The following is a 19,590-nucleotide window of genomic DNA, read 5'->3' as shown; positions in this document are numbered from 1 at the left end:
TTAAACATAAGCGCATTATCTCCTTAATTTTAAGTGGGCGTATACTTTTAATTATAGAGATAATTGCGCTCTTTTTGTATTAAAAAATAGGACCGGTTGGGTCACCAGTCCTATTTAGTATAGACCCTAAAAGAAGGGAGCGGGACAGAAATCTAATTTGAATAAAAAGATTTCTGTCCCGCTCCCTCCTTTAGTATGAAGAACACTAGATCTCCCTAACTATATTGGTTTTTATTGCATTATAGTTATTTTCTTTTTTTATTCTTTTTAGCAATAGTAAATGAGACTAATTGTACGATAAACCCAACGAAAATCCCTAAAAATATAGCAATAACAGCTGAGACGATAAGTGGAAGTTCAAATTTAATCTGCAATACTACTCCAACTATGATAGCTACCACTATTGCAATTAAAGTTAGCGTATTTTCTTTCAATGCATTCACAGAATTCACTCCAATCATCAATTATTATACCATGATAAATTTAATAAACTAAAGAGTGAGGCAGCGTAAGTTTTAATTTATACATGTGTTGACGTTCGTCTAAGAATTCATTAATATAAAGCGGTATTTAGTTATAAGAAGGTGGTAGCATTGAAATCAAAGAAAAGTTTAGTAATAGTAGTTATCGCAGTTATTATCATCGGTGTACTGACTTTTCAATATATTAATCACACTGGGCCTTTTAAAAATAATAATCCTGAACAACATGGTCCTGAGCATACTGAGAAGGTACATATCGATAGAGTAGTGGACGGAGATACCTTTGTAGCTCATAAATCGAATGGAGACAGAATTAAAGTGAGACTTATAGGCATAGATACTCCGGAAACTGTGAAACCCAATACACCGGTCCAGCCATACGGCAAAGAAGCCTCTAATTATAGTAAAAGGCACTTGAATCAGAAGGATGTTTTTCTTGAATATGATAAAGAAAAAGAAGACCGCTATGGAAGAACGCTTGCATATGTATGGTTAGACAACCAAACTTTATACAACAAGAAACTCGTGGAGGAAGGTTTAGCACGAGAAAAATATTTCTCTCCAAATGGAAAGTATCGTCAAGTGTTTAAAAAAGCCGAACAGAAAGCTAAAGAGCAACATCTTAACTTATGGAATAAATAGTCATAAAGCGAGGTTGTAACTGAGTTAGATGATAAAAATTGTACTCGGTTACAACCTCTCTAACTTTTCTTAATTAAAATTTTTCACTAATGCTTCAAACTGTTCTTTAGAAAGTGGTTTGCTATTATTTCTAACTGTTTCGCCGATAATTTCTTTTAAAGAGCTCTTTGATGAAACAGTATCAGCATATTGCTCTCGCGTAGAAGGCCCATCAATGATGTTGACGCTACCGTCAGTGAAGTAAACAAGCCCAATACTTGAAATGACTTGATTGAATTGAGAACCTAATTTTTCTTCCATAATCTGTGCATTTTGCGCTGCTCGTTCGAATGGATCGTGTTGGTAAAAATCATAGATAATAGAATTGTTTTTAATACGTTCTATAAAGGTATAAGTTGTTGGTCTAGTAGATTGGAATTGATTGTGAAATTCCTTCGCTATATAATGTCCCACGACGTCATGAATCGAACGGCTATGCGTAGTGATCTCTTGATTGGGATCTACTGTAAAGTGATAAAACGTCTTTTGCTTCCAATTTTTAACATCAATATTGAAAATTCCTTTATCTGTCAGAACGATGTAATCAAAAGTTCGAGCAATATCGAATAACGGGTGGCGTACAGCTAAATTACTTGTAGGTACAATTTCGTAATGATTGATAGCTTGATTCTCGTTAAATTCGCCTAAGATTTCATATAAATCTTGACGGGCTTTACGAATGCCATGATGATAGGTATCCTTATTACCATCAATATTGAGAATTTGATTTTTAAGTTGCATATTTTCATTTTTCATTGTACCCAGTTTATTGACAAGTTGGCCTTTAGCGTATCGTTCAGTTTCTAACTTACCTTGCATCGCTCTATGATCTATAATATGAGCGATGACGAGGAAAATAATGATTATGATAAGAATATAAATAATAAACATAATTATCATCCTACTTTTCTAAATATTTATATGTATATTATCACGAGATACTCATGAAAGGAGATATTTAAATTATATCATAACACATATGTACTCTAGAGAATATTTACCTTTTGAAAAGTATTGGTAAAGAGATTTAATTAAATATTAAGAGAGTTTTAAAATTAGTTGTAAATTAAATTTGTAATTGATATTTATTAACTAGTTATTAAGTAAGTATATTAAATTAATTTCATAAGGAGGTCAAGAATGACAAATATTAATCGATTGGTAGATATATGGGTGGAAAATATTACAGAGACTGATGTAATTGCTATAGATCATCATCCTGTAAGTTACAAATTGATAGATCATCTATCTGAAAAAAGAGAAAATATCTCAGTGATTTCTTTTTCAACTGATATAATTGCTTATCTTGCTAAATATACTCAATTTAATATTATTTTACCTAATGCTTATGTTGATAAAAATCTTCATTCTTTAATCGGCGAGAATGCTATCGTAACATTTAACAGCTATAAAATAGATTATTACTTTGCAAATGTTCCCTTCATCAAAGGCAATGAACTTTATCAACATAGCTATGACATAGCTTTGTTGCAATCAAATTTATTGGAAAGAACCGCTGAGCCTAAATTAATCAATATCCCTTCCCAGCTAAAGGAAAGTAGTAATTATTTTTTAGTTGCACAATTAAATTACTTCAATTAAATACACTATACTCGTTTTAGTCATTGATTAATACTAAATAATTATTATATAATGTGAATATTGGAAACGCTTTCTTAGGAGGTGAACATTTGACAGAGAATCAAATTGATCTTAAAAAGCTTATAGAGTTGTTAATTGATAATTGTGTTGATAAATTCAAATTTAATGGCGAGGTAGCTAAACAGCTTTTTCTACGGGATCGCTTCATTATTGAAGATAAAGTGGATATTAGCGTTAATCGTAAACACTTTACTGAGGTGATTAAATATATTCCTGAATATTATCACATCACCTTTCATGATGATGAGAAAATAAGTACAAACTTACGTAATACAACCTTTAATACTATAACTCACGCGAATGTATTCAAAGATAGTGAATTAGTACTCACGTTACTTGTTTATGATACTATTGATGAAGATTGGCTTTTTCGCTTAGATCATAATATACGCTTTCCAGAAAAGCATATTTACTTCCATTCGATAACGTGGGACGTAGATTATATTAAACCTGCGATAGTCCTTATGTATGAGCTTCTAGATCCCATAGATTACCATCAACTCCCGAATTATAAAGAGGTCATAGACGCTTTGAGTTACTATCAATTCATGCTGTTAAGAGTAACAGTAGGTGATGAGCGCATTCATCAAGCTCTGGTTTCTGAGAAGAACGCTATTTAATACACCTTCAATCTATATTTTAATTAGAGAGAAGGTGTATTTTTGAATCCTTTGATATATTGATCAAAGTATTTCATAAATATAACTACAGAAATAAAAATATTAGAAATATTAAGAATTTAGTTAAAATAATTATTATATGTAACTTGCACGGCTTTGTTGGCATCCTTAACATCGATTCCGAACATGATAGAAATTTCTGAAGCGCCTTGATTCATCATACGTAAGTTAATATTGGCCTTAGCTAAAGCTGATGTAATCTTATTAGCTGTACCTACTATGCGATGCATCCCTTCACCGACAACCATTAATATCGCTAAATCGTGTTCGATATTTAGGTCGTCAACAGAGCATTTGCGTCGGATATCATTAAGTACATCTTCCTCTACATCTTTGATTTGATGCGATCTTAAGATAATGCTAATACTATCGATACCTGAAGGCATATGTTCAAATGATATATTATAATCCTCAAGGATACCTAGTACTTTCTTAACGAAACCTACTTGCCTATTCATCAAGTATTTTTTAATATTTATCACTGTAAAACAATGGTCACAGCTTATACCACTCACGACAGTCTTAGTATCTATTTCTCTGTTATGAAGTATAAATGTACCTCTGTCTTGAGGACGATTCGTATTTTTGATCACTACAGGAATGCGGTCCTTATATAAAGGTTGTAACGCTTCATCATGGAACACCCCAAACCCTGCATATGACAATTCCCGCATTTCTCTATATGTAATTTCCTTGATAACTTGAGGTTTCTTAACAACTGTCGGATTAGCTCTGAAGATACCAGATACATCAGTAAAGTTCTCGTATAAATCTGCTCTTACTCCTCTAGCGATAATAGCTCCGGTAATATCTGAACCTCCTCTAGGAAAAGTAACTCTGTAATTTTGTCTTGATACGCCAAAAAATCCTGGAATAATTAATTTGTCGCTATAATTTCGTAATGATAAGATTTTTTCGTACGATTCTTCTAATACTTGAGCATTTTGTGGTAAATCTGTCACAACGATCCCCGCTTCTTTTGGAGAAATGTATTGAGTAGGATAACCTTGTAGAGTATTATACTGAGCGAGGAGTTGAGCATTGAAGTCCTCACCACAAGACAGTAAAGCATCTAGCAGTCGGGATGGTTTATCTTTAAGATGTTCAATATAGTAGTCTAATGTGTCCTCAAAAGCTTTTAATAAATCCTCTTTCATATCTAAGTCTCTTACTATATCTCTATAGCGTTCGATAATTTGAGCTTTCTTGTGAGTGTAATCCAAATTCATATTCACTTTTTCATAAAGTCGTAGGAGTAAATCTGTAGTTTTTATATCATTAGGGAATCTCTTGCCAGGTGCAGATACGATCATGATTTTTCTCTCTGCTTCTGAATTAAAGATCTGTAATACTTTTTTTATTTGTTCAGCATTTGCTACTGAACTGCCCCCAAACTTCAAAACTTTCATAACGAGTCTCAACCTTTCTAAAATTCTGAATTTTATATTTAGATTTTATTCTAACAGTGATAGGATATAAATACATCACTAAAATTGTGAACTTTACAAAATCTTTTTTTGAACTTATACTATATCTTAATATAGTATTTTCCAGTTGTACATATGTATTTCTGTAAAAAACAAATTAGGAGGGAAAGTCTGAATGAGGCAATTAAATCTAGCTATATTAGGGTTAGGTACAGTGGGTTCTGGTGTTGTTAAGATACTAGAAGAAAATCATCAACAAATCAAAGATACGATCAATAAAGATATTCGCATTAAGCATATTCTAGTTAGAGATAAATCCAAAGATAGAGCTATTAACACTTCGAGCTATCATTTAACTGAAGATGTTGAAGAAATAATCTCAGATGATGATATTGATATCGTAATTGAGGTTATAGGGGGGATTTCTCCTACAGTCGATTGGTTAAAACGCTTTATTAAAAAAGGGAAACATGTCATTACTGCTAACAAAGATTTACTGGCAGCTCATCTTAAAGTGTTAGAAAATTTAGCTGAAGAAAATGGAGTTGCTTTGAAATTTGAAGCGAGCGTGGCTGGTGGTATACCTATAGTAAATGCTATAAATAATGGTCTTAACGCTAACAATATATCTAAGTTCATGGGTATTCTAAATGGGACATCAAACTTTATATTAAGTAAGATGACTAAAGAAAAAACGTCATTTGAAGATGCTTTGCATGAAGCACAAAAATTAGGGTTCGCTGAAGCAGATCCTACAGATGACGTCGAAGGAATAGATGCAGCTCGTAAGGTTGTTATTACTTCATATTTATCTTTTAATCAAGTTATTAATTTGGATGATGTTAAACGCACTGGTATACGCAACGTTGAACTAGCAGATATTGAATTGGGAGAGGAATTAGGATATAAGATTAAATTAATAGGTAAAGGTACATATGAAAAGGGACGTGTCTCAGCATCAGTACAGCCTACTTTAATTAAAGAGACACACCAATTAGCTGCCGTTGAAAATGAATATAACGCAATTTATGTTATCGGGGATGCGGTTGGCGAGACGATGTTTTACGGTAAGGGTGCTGGTAGTTTGGCAACAGGAAGTGCTGTAGCAAGTGATTTATTAAATGTTGCATTACAATTTGAATCAAACCTGCATACATTGCCGCCTCACTTTGAACTTAAGACGGAACAAACTAAAGAGTTCATCGAAAGTGATGAACCAGTTACGATCAAAGATAAAGAGAATTATTACGTTGTTCTTTACAACGATTCACAAACTATAGGTCAATTCGAGAAAGAAATAAAAAATGCACTACCATTCCATAAATCGCTACAACTTTCTCAAAGGGATGATAATACTATTGGAGCTATTATCGTGGGGATTGACGAATCACCTGAACAAACTTTAATAGAAGCAGGGTTTGAGATTAAGAAAATTTTTCCAGTCGAAGGGGTTTAAATATTATGAAAAAATGGCGAGGTTTAGTTGAGGAATTTAAAGAATATTTACCGGTGGATGACCATACACCTAAAGTTTCGTTAAACGAAGGTAATACGCCCTTAATCTATTGTGAGAATCTTTCACAAATGCTTGATATAGAACTGCACGTTAAATTTGAAGGAGCTAATCCTACGGGATCTTTTAAGGATCGTGGCATGTGCATGGCAATCACTAAAGCTAAAGAAAGCGGCAAGAAGGTGGTCATATGCGCGTCTACAGGAAACACCTCTGCCTCAGCAGCGGCTTATGCAGCACGTGCGGGTTTAAAGGCTATAGTAGTGATACCTGAAGGTAAGATCGCATTAGGTAAGTTATCTCAAGCGGTGATGTATGGAGCAGAAATTGTGTCTATTGAAGGGAATTTTGATCAAGCTTTAGAAATAGTGAAAGAAGTTGCTGAGAACGGAGAGATTGAACTAGTTAATTCAGTTAATCCATATCGCATTGAAGGCCAGAAGACGGGGGCGTTTGAGGTTATAGAGCAATTAAGTGGTGAGGCACCTGATATTTTAGCTATACCTGTAGGAAATGCAGGTAATATTACTGCTTATTGGCAAGGGTTTAAAGAATACAATAAGCATCATCAAACTCAATTACCGACCTTATTTGGTTTTCAAGCCGAGGGAGCTTCCCCTATAGTGCAAAATAAAAAAGTTGAGCAACCTGAAACGATTGCTACTGCTATTAGGATTGGTAACCCAGCTAGTTGGGAGAAAGCAAACAATGCACTTGCGGAATCTAGCGGATTAATCGATAGCGTGACTGATGAAGAAATATTGGAAGCGTATCGGTTGATGGCGAGTAAGGAAGGGATTTTTAGCGAGCCAGCTAGTAATGCTTCTATAGCTGGATTAATTAAATTGCATCGAGAAGGAAAGTTACCTAAAGATAAAAAAGTGGTGGCAGTGCTGACAGGAAATGGATTAAAAGATCCAGATACAGCTATTTCTCTATTAGATAACCCTATTAAAGCATTAGCTAACGATAGAGAAAGTATCCTCGATTATATTCGCGGGGTACTTTGAGATGAGCATAAGTTTGCATTTAGAGGTTCCAGCATCAACAGCTAATTTAGGGGTAGGATTCGATTCTATAGGGATGGCATTAAATAAATTCCTATATATAGATGTGAAAAAAATTGAGCATCCTAAATGGATATTCAACCACCATGGACCTAACTTAGAAGACTTACCGCAAGATGAATCTCATTACATCTATCAAATTGCTAATAAGGTTGCTTCTAAATACAATGTTCAATTACCTTCCCTCCAAATTGATATGCGTAGCGAGATTCCATTAGCTCGAGGGTTGGGATCTTCTGCTTCTGCATTAGTTGGGGCATTATATATCGCTGATTTCTTTGGTGATATACAATTATCTAAATATGAGTTGTTACAATTAGCCACTGATTTTGAAGGGCATCCTGATAACGTCGCTCCGACAATTTATGGAGGCTTAGTAGTGGGGTATTACGATTCCCTAACACGTGAAACTGATATATCGTATATTGACACGCCTAAAGTAGACTTTATTATTACGATACCGTCTTATGAGTTAAAAACCTCTGAATCTCGCAATGTGCTTCCCGAATCGTTTACTCATTACAAAGCTGTTCAGAATAGTGCTATTAGCAATACTATGATAAGTGCATTAATTCAACATAATTATACTTTAGCCGGTAAGATGATGGAGAGAGATGGATTTCACGAACCATTTCGACAACATCTTATTCCTGAATTTACTAAAATAAAAGATTTGGCAAATAGATATGGAGCTTATGCGACTGTTATAAGTGGTGCTGGCCCAAGTATATTAACTATGATTGCTAAGGAAAAAAGCGGGAAATTAGTACGTTTGTTGAAAAGGGAATTCGTTAACTGTAAATCAGAACTAATTACTATTAATGAAACGGGCATAGTTAATAAAGTAGAATATCATTAATTAAAGCAAAATATACACCTCAGATTATCGGCTTTCTTGTCTTTGAGGTGTATATATTATTCATCATATACCGATTCAGGTAATGATTATTTTCCTAAATGAAGTAAGAATTGTTACTTAGCAGTATGTGTCCATTCCTTCTTATTTCGATGACGTTTGACGTGAGCGTAAACCTGATCACCTGCATAGTCAAGATTCGTATACACAGTGATAGCAAAAGCTGATTGATTTTTTTCAAATTTTTTTTCTAAAAATAAATCTTTTAAGTGTGTAAACAAACTATCCATCTGCTCATGAGATAAACTGTTGTATTCTCGAAGAGTTCTTTTAATTAACCGACCCTTTTGTTCTTCAAAAGATTGAACAACTATCACAAATCGCTCCTCTGTTTTCATAACATCATCAAAAAGGTTCGTTTGTCCAACCATGCTAACCACCCCTAATGACAGTATTTTCTGTCATTCAATTATACTACAAGTCGCTACATTATAAAATATTAGGCCTCTTACATGTTAAGCACTAAATAAGAGTACTTCTCAACATAAGTGATTAGTTGAAAAGTACTCTTCATATTTTAAGATTATTTGTGAGTATGTGGGTCTAGATTAATATCTTTCAACTTAACAATTTTAGTTTTACACAATACCTTATGAGTAAAGTAAACTACAGCTATAATAGCGATAGGTAGCACATTTCGAACTAAACTTGTCATGTCACCGACTAAAATTGCCTTAAATGAATTACCACAGAATAAAAATAATAAAGTGATTATTACAATAATAGGGCCAATTGGGAAGAAAGGTGCTTTATAAGGTAACACCTCATCTGGATTACGATTCTGCTTTTTAATAGCTAACCTTAAACGAATCTGAGCAAGTATACTTGATCCCCAAACAACTATAATAAGTGAACCAATAATATTAAGTAAACCAAAAACGATACTCGATTTAAATTGAGCTACGATAATAATAGCTAATATAATCAGTGTGGTTACTATAATAGAAGTGATTGGTAATTTCGTCACTCGGTTCAACTTGCCTAAAAACTTCGGTGCCTGTTTATCTTCTGATAGAGAAAATAACATTCTGCTAGTTGTATATAATCCAGAGTTTGCAGCTGATAATAATGAAGTAAGTATGACTGCATTAATTACTGAAGCCGCGAAAGCAATACCGACTCGATCAAATACAATAGTAAACGGGCTTTGGCTTACAGATTGATCCTTGTTTAAAAGCAGTGGATCTGTATAAGGAATGATAGCTGAAATAACAGCAATGGACAGTACATAGAATAGTAATATTCGCCAAAAGACTTGCTTGATAGCTTTAGGCATAGATTTTCTCGGATTATCGGATTCACCCGCAGTTACTGCAACAACTTCAGTACCTCCTACAGAAAAACCGGCTACTAATAGTACACCTAAGAAACCTGAAATGCCCCCTACAAATGGAGCATCTTTTACAGTATAATAGTGGAATCCGTACATCTTTCCACCTAATATACCAACAATCGTTAACAAGCCTAAAATGATAAATATAAAAATTGTCAGGACCTTAATAAGTGATAGCCAAAATTCAGTTTCTCCGAAAGCTTTTACTGAAAAAATATTCAGTAAAAAGAGTAGAATTAAAAAGATGACACTCCACGCGATAGGAGATAAAAAATGGAAGGCATCCCAATAATATAGCACGCTAGAAGCTATAATAATATCTACACTTGTAACTAGCGTCCATATGGCCCAGTATAGCCACCCCATAGTAAATCCAAGTGATTGATCAAAGAATCGTGTTGAATACGAGCTAAATGATCCAGAAACTGGATAAAAAGTTGCTAACTCTCCTACGCTCGTCATTAAGAAGTAAAGCATTACTCCAATTAGAAGGTATGCTAAGATTGCGCCACCTGGGCCTGCTTGTGAAATGACACTTCCTGTTGCGACAAAAAGTCCGGTTCCTATTGCGCCACCAATCGCAATCATCGAAATGTGCCTTGAACTAAGACCTCTGTTCATATCATGTTTTCCCATATTCCATCTCCTAATTTAGAATTACAATATTTAATACTGTATTTACCTATTTTAACCAGGGTAAGAGGATTTATCAACACTTTAAAGCGATAAATTTTAGAATTTTTTCAAAAATTCAAAATCGGATGAGTTAAGTTTTATTACTACAATAAAAAAAGAGGTTGAATGAACTCTCAACCTCTCGTCGTATTATGAAGATATAAGCAAACTACTTAGTTTCACGATGCAAAGTATGTTTATTTAATCTAGGACAGAATTTTTTCATTTCAATTCGTTCAGGATTATTACGCTTATTTTTAGTAGTTATATAATTACGATCGCCACATTCAGTACAAGCTAATGTAATATTAACGCGCATAAGTAACACCTCTCTTAATCATTTATAGTAACCTTTACGATTTAAGATTTTAGCACATGCTAGATAGTTATACAAGTTATTTTGATAAAGTTATTAAGTTTGTACAGTAAAGTAGATGTATCAATTTTATATACCCAACCTAGAAACTTTTTCTTTATTTAAGGAAAAGACTGTGGTATATTATAAAACGTAATGATTACGATTTATAAAGTGAGGTATTAGCATGGCAAAAAAATCTAAAATTGCTAAGGAACGTAAAAGAGAAGCCTTGGTAAACCAATATTATGAACTAAGAAAAGAACTTAAGGCGAAGGGTGATTATGAAGCTTTACGTAAATTACCTAGAGATTCTTCTCCAACTCGACTAACTAGAAGGTGTAGAGTAACAGGAAGACCTAGAGGTGTATTACGACAATTTGAAATGTCTCGTATTGCATTTAGAGAATACGCACACAAAGGTCAAATACCTGGTGTTAAAAAAGCAAGTTGGTAACTTTACTGATAAATCAAATAGTATTAATATAAGTGTATTATTAGACGAGGTTGAGACATAACGCTTCTGTGCTCTGGGAAACCGATTAACGGTGTCCTAAAAGCAGTATTTTTAACAGAAACGCTTACGATTCGGGAGCGGGACAGAAATCTAATTTGAATAAAAAGATGTCGTAGTCCCGCCCCGGCAAGGATGGCTAGAATTGAAAAAAGCTTGATACAAGCGCATTTTCAAATCAGTCATCTACTGCCGAGATGCTGAAGAGGCTGGGATTAATGTCCCAGCCTCCGGCTTCGCTTTTATAGGGCCGGCCCAAGTCGCTGTGCTTGTTGGGAGCGGGACAGAAATCTAATTTGAATAAAATGATTTCGTAGTCCCGCCCCGGCAAGGATGACTAGAATTGAAAAAAAGCTTGATACAAGCGCATTTTCAAATCAGTCATCTACTGCCAAGATGCTGAAAGAGGTTGAGACATTACATTATGTACCAGTTTCTCCGTGTGGGGGCCCCACCCCAACTCGCAGTGCTTGTTGAAACTGGTTGACCAGTTTCTCCGTGTTGGGGCCCCTGCTCACATCCTAAACGTTTTTGTCGCGATCTCGTTCTATTTGTATTGATTAGTGAAGTAGGTGTTAATGTATCAAAAGAATTTTTATTTACGTTATAATTTGCGCTTTTTTAGCAATTCTTCTTCCATTTCAAACACCGAACATCTTAAAACCTTTTGAGTCTGGTGTTAACAGTAAAATAAGTGAGTGGACGCAAAGTTATTCAGTGAGTAACGATACATTGAAAGTTCCTAATAAACAAGAATTTGCTATTAATAATATTCAAATGAATATGAGCCGAGCCGAAGTAGAGAAGGTATTAGGGAAACCTAAAAGAGTAACAACAAATGAATATGGAACTAAGTGGTATACTTATTATCATCACAATTATAAAGGATTTATTTTAGTGAGTTATATTAATAATAAAGTTCACGCATTATATACCAATCAAAATTCAATTTCTTCTAAGAGTAAAATCAAATACAACAGTCCTAAGCACTTCGTGAGAGAACAGCTAGGAAAGCCTCTAAAATATAAACGTAAAGGTAATAAAAGGTTTAAAGTTGACAATCGCGAATATGATAATTATGAAAAGGACGGGATGTATACTACTATTTTCTATGATAAATATAACCAACAGAACTTAACTGCCATATTAATAGTGAGTAAAAAAATGGAGAATAGATTACAAGATCAGTATGGCGTTCAGACTAAAAATCTTGCTTCTAGTTTTGAATTACAAAACTTCGACATTATAAATGGAGAGCGAGCACAGAGAAATCTAAGTACATTAAGTTATAGTAAAGCGCTGCAATCTGTAGCAAAACGTCATAGCTACGATATGATCAAAAATAACTACTTTGATCATCAGGATTTAGAGGGCAATTCTCCCTTTGATCGTATAAAACAACGACAAATAAGCTTTAATGGTGCTGGAGAAAACATTGCTGCTGGCCAACAGAATAGTATTTTTGCTCACCAGGCTTTTATGAATTCAAAGGGACATCGAAGAAACATCTTACGTAGTGAATATAAAATGCTAGGAGTAGGCGTCGATTTTGACAAGACTAATAGACCGTATTGGACTGAAAATTATCTTTATTGATTGGAATGTTTAGGATGTTTTATTTCATCCTAAGTGGGTTATACTACATCTGTAAGGATGGATAAGATGTCTACAAATAATAATGAACAAACTGAAGATATTTTAGAAAAAGTGAAAGATGTATTAAATAAAAATGATAAGTAACATATACTAAGATTAGCTATGAAGAAGTCTATGCTGATAGATTTTTTCATAGCTATTTTTTTATAGTTAGAAAAAAGTAGGCGTTTGAATCTCTTGGATTATAAGTCCGTTAAATAAATCGGTCAGCTTTACTGTCGCCTTTTGAAATTTGATTGGAGTACGTTGGGTTCTTGAAAATGAGTATAGAAGAGTGAAATGAGAAAGGTTAAGTAAAGTTCACGCGTGTTATCATCATATAGTAGGTTTGTCATATTAATTATTTAGTTAGTAATATTAAGTGCGAAAATAGTGTCCTCACTCTTTATAAGTGTGAAAAGCTCTAAAAGGATTTGACTATTCAAAGTAATAAAAATAGTTATAATTATTAACTCAAATATTTAACTAAAATGTATAGCACTGCATTTCTGTCATCCTAACATCGTCTATTAACAAGATTTAGAAACACTTTAACAAGCATTTTTAAGTTTACAGACAAAGGTTTACCTATAAAGAAAGCAGAAAACTATGTGAAAATGAGTTAAACGCGAGCGTGAAGAAAGTGAGACTCATGTTTTCTAGTCCAGAGAATAAACTTACTCCTTCAACACTTAAACGCTTAGGTGGATGAGGTTGAGATATAACGTTTCTGTGCTCTGGGAAACCGCTTAACGGCGTCTCAAAAGCTGGATTGTAGACAAAACCGATCGTGATTCGCCAAATTTAGAGTACAATTTTGGTCTGCGCTCGGTTCTGCTTAAATAATCAACGCTTTTGACCTGACCAGCTTGAGCAACTCGATTCAGAGTTACAATTAATAAAAGAGATAATAAAAAAGATAGTAGGTAAACATTTTGACTTGTAATTATTATCATTAGGGGGACAGCGATACTATAACAACCATAAATTAAAAAAGCAGCCTAATGAGAGGTCTCATTAGACTGCAGTAGTCGCATGTATCAAACGACTACTAAAAACAATTCATTACTTAATAAACCATAAATTATACGATTATCAAATGGCCCCTCATTAGCCATCTGTATAATCAACTGTAGTATAACGCCTTTTTTAAAAAAGTAAAAGTGAAATGGTTTAGATAGGTACGCTTATTTTTGAAGAAGCGCTAGACTAATCGTAGGATAATTACTCTATGGTTTCAGTCATTTTAGATGTTAAATCTAATATGGACGTTTGATTGAGTGTAGCAATAATTTGTTGATCTACTTGAGTATAAACGTCATCTAATGCAGACTGAATATTTTTTCCGACGATACAATCTGGATTTGTATCTTGATGAATTTTAGCGAAATGCGCTTCATCTTGAATAAGTTTATAAACGTCGCCTAATAAGATTTGGTCTGCTGATTGTGCGAGTTGATAGCCTGATTTACCTTGTTGGCTTTCAATCAAGTTACCATTTCTTAAATATTTACATATTTTTCTTACAAGGGTAGGGTTACTATTAATACTACCTGCTATAAATTTACTAGATATAGGTTCTTTATTAATGGATAGTAATGATAATATATGAATTGCTACTGATATTTGTGTATTCACGCTTTTCACCTCTTAGATTCAATAATTATTATAACTTTGAGAGATGAAAATTGCGATAGTAAATGTGTATTATTTTGATAATACTGAAATTCTCTCTTGTATATGGTCGCCTTCAGTTGCTTCATCTACTAATGCAATTGCGTAATCCGCATAGCTTAATTTACTTTCACCTTTACTGTTTAAAGTGAAGACTTCCCCAGCTAAAATATATTCTCCAGTTCTTTCTCCATCAGCTATGAATTCTGCTGCAGGACTTATAAATGTCCAGCGTACGTCATCTCTTTTACGAATGTCTGCAAGCGCTTTACTTTGAGCTTCTGCAAGTGGTTTAAATTCTTCTGGAAAATCAGGTGTTTCAAATAGTTGCTTCTCTAATTGATCATCAACGTATAAACTACCTGCGCCTCCGATAACGATTAATCGCGTGTTTGTGTTAGATAAAATGTCACTTAAATGTTGAACAGAGTCCTGGTGTAAATGAAGTTTGTGTTCTCTCATTTCACCGAAAGCATCTACAACAACATCGAATTGTGTTAAGTCTTCTGTTGTTAAATCAAAAATATCTTTAATAATAGATTGTGTTGCGACTGATTTATTTTCGTTACGCACGATGGCTGTTACATCTAATCCTCTGTTGATTGCCTCTTCTGTAATTAATCTACCTGCTTTGCCGTTTGCTGCTATGACACCTATTTTCATTTTACATAACCTCTTTCTTGTATTTATTTTAGATACAAGTAGAGTATATTATGTCTATCTGTTTTTGTCAAAGCTTTTTTAGAGGTTGAGATAAAATCGTTGAGGATTTGAGCAGGGGGCCCCAACACAAAGAAACTGGTTCATCAGTTTCCACCAGCAATGCGAGTTGGGGTGGGGCCCCAACAAAGAGAAACTGGTAAACCAGTTTCAGCAAGCACAGCAAGTTGGGGTGGGGCCCTAATACAGAGAGGCTCGGACATAAAGGTCTTTGACTAGAGTGAAAGAGGCTGGGACATAAATCCCAGCCTCTTCAACATCTCGGCAGTAGATGACTGATTTGAAAACGCGCTTGTATCAAGCTTTTTTCAATTCTAGTCATCTTTGCCGGGGCGGGACAGAAATCTTTTTATTCAAATTAGATTTCTATCCCGCTCCCATTTAGGTTAAATTTTTTTGAGAGTGTCTGCATCGTTCAATTTTAAAGTTCTCTAAATAGACCTACCACTTTACCAAGGACGCTAACTTGATCTAAATAAATAGGGTCCATTGTGCTGTTTTCAGGTTGTAAACGATAGCGTGTTTTTTCTTTAAAGAATCTTTTAACCGTAGCTTCATCTTCCTCGGTCATAGCTACGATTATATCTCCGTTTTCCGCTATTGATTGGCTCCGAACAATAACTTTGTCACCATCAAGTATACCAGCTTCAATCATACTATCTCCCACTACATTTAGAATAAAAATATCACTATTGTGCGTGGAAGTGAAATGCTCTGGTAACGGGAAATATTCCTCAACATTTTCAACTGCAGTTATAGGAACCCCAGCCGTTACTTTTCCGATAACAGGTACCTGTATAGTATCTTCCATATCAATGGGTTCACTCAAATCTTCATTAACTATTTCGATAGCACGCGGCTTAGTCGGGTCACGGCGTATATAACCCTTTTCTTCTAGACGCGATAAATGACCATGTACAGTTGAGCTTGAAGCTAATCCAACTGCTTCGCCAATCTCTCGCACGCTCGGGGGATAACCTTTATTTTGAACTACATTCTTTATAAAATCGAAAATTTCATTTTGGCGTTTAGTTAATTCTTTCATAGTAGGCACTCTCCTAATTTGATTTAAACCAATTATAGCATGCTATCTAGCTTTTTACAAACGTTTGTTCGTTTCCTATTGACATAGAACTTATGTTCTGTTAATTTAGTTATACAAACAAACGTTCTAGGAGTGAAGGAATATGACTTTAATTAATCGTTTTCATTTAAATTCATATATAACAGTCTTTATAGCGACTATAATAATATGTGCAGTCTTTCTTATCAGTGTAAATTTTAATTCTAAACAGGAACATACGTACCAAATGACCGATCATACCATCTCTAATTATACTATTAAAAACGAACATAAACATCGAACGGCTGATGTGAAAGATAAGGAATCTAATCAAGGTGTACAATACGCTTATATACCTCTAGTAGCGAAAGAAAACTAAATAATTTATTTGTTAAATGGGAGAAGTGAGCGGAACTATTTTTGTTTTGCTCACTTTTTGGTATATTTTTCGTATAAATTGAAGTGATGGAGGTTACTATGGTAGAAAAAGATAATTTGAATATTGATCGTATTAATGAATTAGCTAGAAAGAAAAAGGAACAAGGATTAACTGAGGCTGAAAAGAAAGAACAGCAAAAATTAAGAAAAAAATATTTACGTTCTTTTAGAGAAGGGTTTAAAAAACAACTTGAGAATACTAAAGTGATTGACCCTGAAGGTAATGATGTCACTCCAGATAAAGTTAAGCAAATAAGAAACTCTGATAATAAATAAGTGGTTGAGACATAGCGTTTCTGTGTCTGGGGAACCGAGTAACGGCACCCCAAAAGCACGGTTTTCGACTGGAACTCCTATGATTCCACAAAATTTGAACAACAATGGTCTTCATCGGTTGCTTCTGTTCTAATCCCTAACGTTTTCGTCCCGACCTCTGCTTTATTGCTTTAAGCCCGAACAATTTTTTAGGAAAGTAGTAGGGAATTAAAAGAATACAGGTTGTTACAATTTTTCCATATTAGTTTGAAACTCTGTACTCTTTTCAATACCTAGAACTACGAATAAGCTTTAATCACATTTTTTTCAGGGTTTAAACTTTGTCCTGGTTTTTTAAATTAAGTTATAATATGAGATAAGATGCACTTAAGAAAGGAAGTCTTAGAGATGTTTAATAAAAATGATCAATTTGCGATAGATACAATTCGGGCACTGAGCATAGATATGATTGAAAATGCTAATTCTGGTCACCCAGGCTTACCTATGGGGGCTGCTCCTATGGCCTATACTTTGTGGACTCGTCACCTAAATTTTAATCCCCAGTCAAGTGAATATTTCAATAGAGACAGATTTGTACTATCAGCAGGGCATGGTTCAGCATTATTATATAGCTTACTACATGTAGCTGGTAGTTTAGAAATGAATGAATTGAAACAATTTAGACAATGGGGTTCTAAAACTCCAGGACATCCTGAGTTCAAACATACTCAAGGCGTAGAGATTACTACAGGCCCACTTGGTCAGGGGTTAGCGATGTCGGTCGGCATGGCCCTGGCAGAAAAGCACTTAGCTGGAAAATTTAATAAAGAAAATATGAATATAGTAGATCATTATACTTATGTACTGGCTTCTGACGGCGATTTAATGGAGGGTATTTCACACGAAGCTGCTTCTTTTGCAGGTCATAATAACCTTGATAAGTTAATTGTGCTTTATGATTCGAATGATATTTCTCTAGACGGCGAGTTAAATAAAGCTTTTTCTGAGAATACTAAGGAACGTTTCGAATCATATGGCTGGAATCATATCCTAGTTAAAGATGGTAATAACCTGGAAGAAATCGATAATGCTATTAGCAAGGCAAAAGAGCAAAATGGGCCTACGATAATAGAAGTTAAAACAATCATTGGTTTTGGAGCAACTAACAAGCAGGGCACACATGGAGTACATGGGGCTCCATTAGGAGAAGAAGAACGTAAAATAGCATTTGAAAATTACGGGCTCGATCCAGATGATCGCTTTAATGTGCCGGAAGAAGTCTACCAATTATTTAGAGAGACTATGTTAAAAAGAGCAAATGAAAATGAATCGCAATGGCACCAAATCTTAGAAGAATATGGTCAAGTATACCCTGAATTAGCTCAGGAATTTAAGCTAGCTATGAGCAGAGAATTACCCAACTCTTATGAAAAAGAGCTACCCCGTTTTGGTTTAGAACACAACGCCGCATCTAGAGCTGATTCTGGAGAGATAATTCAAGCACTAAGTCAAAGTGTACCTTCTTTCTTTGGTGGCTCAGCAGACTTAGCAGGTTCTAACAAATCAAACGTTAAAGAAGCTATTGATTTTGATAAAGAACATCCTGAAGGTAAAAATATTTGGTTTGGCGTAAGAGAGTTTGCTATGGGAGCTGCTGTTAACGGTATGGCTGCTCATGGTGGTATCCATCCTTATGGTGCAACTTTCTTTGTCTTTAGTGATTACTTAAAACCAGCCCTTAGACTTTCAGCACTTATGGGTCTTAACTCTACATTTATCTTTACACATGACTCTATAGCAGTCGGTGAAGATGGGCCTACGCATGAACCTATTGAACAGCTTGCGGGATTGCGAGCAATTCCAAATATGAACGTGATCAGACCTGCTGATGGTAATGAAACGCGTGTAGCTTGGCAAGTAGCTCTCGAATCAAAATCTACTCCGACATCGCTAGTATTAACACGTCAGAACTTAAAAACAATAGATGTTGAACAAGATAAATTAGAAGAAGGTGTTCGTAAAGGCGCGTATGTAGTGTTCGAATCTAACAGGAACCCAGAATATTTACTGTTAGCTACCGGCTCTGAAGTCAACTTGGCTATTGAAGTAGCTCACGATTTAGATGAGCAGGGTAAAGGGGTACGTGTTGTTTCAATGCCTAATTGGCACGCTTTTGATCAACAATCAGAAGAGTATAAAGAATCTATCATACCTTCACATATCACTAAACGTATCTCTATTGAAATGGCTTCTTCATTAGGTTGGCATAAATATGTAGGATCTAAGGGTAAAGTTATAGCTATTGATACATTTGGTGCTAGCGCTCCAGGGAACTTAGTCGTTGAGAAATATGGCTTTACTAAAGAAAATGTACTAAATGAAATTCAAAACTTCTAATCTGTTATTTTCTTTAACTTACCTTGAAAGATTACTATAAAGACTATGAGGGAACCAAATTTATTTTAACCTGTATAAACAAAAGCTTGTAGTTCTCATTCAC

General features: G+C 34.6%; 20 protein-coding genes and 1 pseudogene. 12 read left to right on the top strand and 9 right to left on the bottom strand.

Translation table 11 applies throughout. From position 1 onward, the window contains the following. Positions 1-245: 245 nt before the first annotated feature. Entirely contained in the window at positions 246-443 is a 198-nt protein-coding gene (locus N9R04_RS02750) for a LapA family protein (RefSeq protein WP_262854975.1), read from the bottom strand. Between the two features lie 150 nt (positions 444-593). Here N9R04_RS02750 and nucI point away from each other — a divergent pair, with 150 nt between their 5' ends. Beyond that, the gene (gene nucI, locus N9R04_RS02745; RefSeq protein ID WP_262854974.1) at positions 594-1,124 is read left to right on the top strand and encodes a thermonuclease NucI; all 531 of its coding nucleotides are present in this window, start codon (positions 594-596) and stop codon (positions 1,122-1,124) included. A gap of 69 nt (positions 1,125-1,193) precedes the next feature. Here the strand turns inward: nucI and N9R04_RS02740 are convergent, their stop codons facing one another. After that, entirely contained in the window at positions 1,194-2,054 is an 861-nt protein-coding gene (locus N9R04_RS02740; RefSeq protein ID WP_262854973.1) for an NERD domain-containing protein, read from the bottom strand. A gap of 249 nt (positions 2,055-2,303) precedes the next feature. Between N9R04_RS02740 and N9R04_RS02735 the strand changes: the two genes are divergently transcribed. Beyond that, entirely contained in the window at positions 2,304-2,765 is a 462-nt protein-coding gene (locus N9R04_RS02735) for a sugar phosphate isomerase family (protein WP_262854972.1), read from the top strand. A gap of 89 nt (positions 2,766-2,854) precedes the next feature. Continuing rightward, complete coding sequence (locus N9R04_RS02730) at positions 2,855-3,445, top strand: hypothetical protein (protein WP_262854971.1); 591 nt, start codon at positions 2,855-2,857, stop codon at positions 3,443-3,445. A 119-nt stretch (positions 3,446-3,564) separates the two neighbouring features. On the opposite strand, the gene N9R04_RS02725 is transcribed toward N9R04_RS02730, so the two are convergent. Further along, entirely contained in the window at positions 3,565-4,914 is a 1,350-nt protein-coding gene (locus N9R04_RS02725; RefSeq protein WP_262854970.1) for an aspartate kinase, read from the bottom strand. Between the two features lie 193 nt (positions 4,915-5,107). Between N9R04_RS02725 and N9R04_RS02720 the strand changes: the two genes are divergently transcribed. From N9R04_RS02720 to thrB, 3 genes are read left to right on the top strand one after another with little or no spacing between them, the layout of a single operon-like run. Beyond that, the gene (locus N9R04_RS02720; RefSeq protein WP_262854969.1) at positions 5,108-6,388 is read left to right on the top strand and encodes a homoserine dehydrogenase; all 1,281 of its coding nucleotides are present in this window, start codon (positions 5,108-5,110) and stop codon (positions 6,386-6,388) included. 5 nt (positions 6,389-6,393) lie between these two features. Next, positions 6,394-7,455 carry a threonine synthase gene (gene thrC, locus N9R04_RS02715; RefSeq protein ID WP_262854968.1) on the top strand — a complete coding sequence of 354 codons (1,062 nt, stop codon included), beginning with the start codon at positions 6,394-6,396 and terminating at the stop codon, positions 7,453-7,455. A gap of 1 nt (position 7,456) precedes the next feature. Further along, complete coding sequence (gene thrB / locus N9R04_RS02710) at positions 7,457-8,371, top strand: homoserine kinase (RefSeq protein ID WP_262854967.1); 915 nt, start codon at positions 7,457-7,459, stop codon at positions 8,369-8,371. Positions 8,372-8,484: 113 nt separating this feature from the next. Here the strand turns inward: thrB and N9R04_RS02705 are convergent, their stop codons facing one another. The 3 genes from N9R04_RS02705 to rpmG all read right to left on the bottom strand — a co-directional run bounded on the left by N9R04_RS02705 (position 8,485) and on the right by rpmG (position 10,755). Further along, complete coding sequence (locus N9R04_RS02705) at positions 8,485-8,799, bottom strand: hypothetical protein (RefSeq protein ID WP_262854966.1); 315 nt, start codon at positions 8,797-8,799, stop codon at positions 8,485-8,487. A 152-nt stretch (positions 8,800-8,951) separates the two neighbouring features. Further along, entirely contained in the window at positions 8,952-10,397 is a 1,446-nt protein-coding gene (locus N9R04_RS02700; RefSeq protein ID WP_262854965.1) for an amino acid permease, read from the bottom strand. A 208-nt stretch (positions 10,398-10,605) separates the two neighbouring features. Next, on the bottom strand, positions 10,606-10,755 hold the full coding sequence (gene rpmG / locus N9R04_RS02695) for a 50S ribosomal protein L33 (RefSeq protein ID WP_262854964.1): 150 nt from the start codon (positions 10,753-10,755) through the stop codon (positions 10,606-10,608). Between the two features lie 223 nt (positions 10,756-10,978). On the opposite strand from rpmG, the gene rpsN reads away from it, so the two are divergent. From rpsN to N9R04_RS02680, 3 genes and pseudogenes are all read left to right on the top strand, one after another. Next, on the top strand, positions 10,979-11,248 hold the full coding sequence (gene rpsN, locus N9R04_RS02690) for a 30S ribosomal protein S14 (protein WP_262854963.1): 270 nt from the start codon (positions 10,979-10,981) through the stop codon (positions 11,246-11,248). Between the two features lie 774 nt (positions 11,249-12,022). Further along, positions 12,023-12,901: a CAP domain-containing protein gene (locus N9R04_RS02685; RefSeq protein ID WP_262854962.1), complete on the top strand. Its 879-nt coding sequence runs from the start codon at positions 12,023-12,025 to the stop codon at positions 12,899-12,901. A gap of 1,000 nt (positions 12,902-13,901) precedes the next feature. Next, positions 13,902-14,054: pseudogene (locus N9R04_RS02680) on the top strand (IS110 family transposase); the annotation flags it as partial. Positions 14,055-14,164: 110 nt separating this feature from the next. On the opposite strand, the gene N9R04_RS02675 reads toward N9R04_RS02680, so the two are convergent. From N9R04_RS02675 to lexA, 3 genes are all read right to left on the bottom strand, one after another. After that, positions 14,165-14,578 (bottom strand): Rrf2 family transcriptional regulator, encoded by a 414-nt coding sequence (locus N9R04_RS02675; RefSeq protein ID WP_262854961.1) that lies wholly within the window; start codon positions 14,576-14,578, stop codon positions 14,165-14,167. A gap of 69 nt (positions 14,579-14,647) precedes the next feature. Further along, entirely contained in the window at positions 14,648-15,277 is a 630-nt protein-coding gene (locus N9R04_RS02670) for an NAD(P)-dependent oxidoreductase (RefSeq protein ID WP_262854960.1), read from the bottom strand. 478 nt (positions 15,278-15,755) lie between these two features. Continuing rightward, positions 15,756-16,379 (bottom strand): transcriptional repressor LexA, encoded by a 624-nt coding sequence (gene lexA / locus N9R04_RS02665; protein WP_262854959.1) that lies wholly within the window; start codon positions 16,377-16,379, stop codon positions 15,756-15,758. A 142-nt stretch (positions 16,380-16,521) separates the two neighbouring features. Here lexA and sosA point away from each other — a divergent pair, with 142 nt between their 5' ends. The 3 genes from sosA (at position 16,522) to tkt (ending at position 19,487) form a co-directional block, all read left to right on the top strand. Next, entirely contained in the window at positions 16,522-16,776 is a 255-nt protein-coding gene (gene sosA / locus N9R04_RS11420; RefSeq protein ID WP_306439794.1) for a DNA damage-induced cell division inhibitor SosA, read from the top strand. 98 nt (positions 16,777-16,874) lie between these two features. Next, entirely contained in the window at positions 16,875-17,111 is a 237-nt protein-coding gene (locus N9R04_RS02655; RefSeq protein WP_262854957.1) for a DUF896 domain-containing protein, read from the top strand. Positions 17,112-17,498: 387 nt separating this feature from the next. Beyond that, positions 17,499-19,487, top strand: a complete 1,989-nt coding sequence (tkt, locus tag N9R04_RS02650) for a transketolase (protein ID WP_262854979.1) — start codon at positions 17,499-17,501, stop codon at positions 19,485-19,487. The last annotated feature ends 103 nt before the right edge of the window (positions 19,488-19,590 follow it).

Source organism: Staphylococcus marylandisciuri (assembly GCF_025519785.1).
GTDB lineage: Bacteria > Bacillota > Bacilli > Staphylococcales > Staphylococcaceae > Staphylococcus > Staphylococcus marylandisciuri.
Note: the sequence above shows the minus strand (reverse complement) of the source record. Positions and strands in the feature narration are given on the sequence as shown.